Annotated in this window: 1 protein-coding gene; it reads left to right on the forward strand. The window is 60.2% G+C overall.

The annotated features are described in order from the left end of the window. Positions 1-292 (forward strand): ACT domain-containing protein (locus AC1DK4_RS40860; RefSeq protein WP_477132284.1); only part of this gene is annotated, 292 nt, incomplete at its 5' end. Positions 293-392 lie beyond the last annotated feature (100 nt).

Consider the following 392-nt stretch of genomic DNA (forward strand, 5'->3'; position numbering starts at 1 on the left):
GGATACCACTGGCTCCACCTCCAACAGCGATGGCCTGCTGACTCAGGCGCTGCTGACCGAGCTCTCTTCGCTGTGCCGCGTAGAGGTAGAAGAGAATCTGGCGCTGGTGGCGCTGATCGGCAATCAGCTTTCCAAAGCCTGCGGCGTCGGCAAAGAGGTCTTCGGCGTGCTGGAGCCGTTTAACCTGCGCCTGATCTGCTATGGCGCAAGCAGCTATAACCTCTGCTTCCTGGTGCCGGGCAACGACGCCGAACAGGTGGTGCAGGCGCTGCATAAAAATCTGTTTGAGTAAGCGTGGAAGCCGGGCGGAAGCCCGGCTTCCAGATTGCTGACAAGCCTGCGGCGCCCTGCCGTTTTCGCAGCAATACAGCCGACCTTCATCAGCCCAATGG

Source organism: Cupriavidus sp. 05N38 (assembly GCF_056397345.1).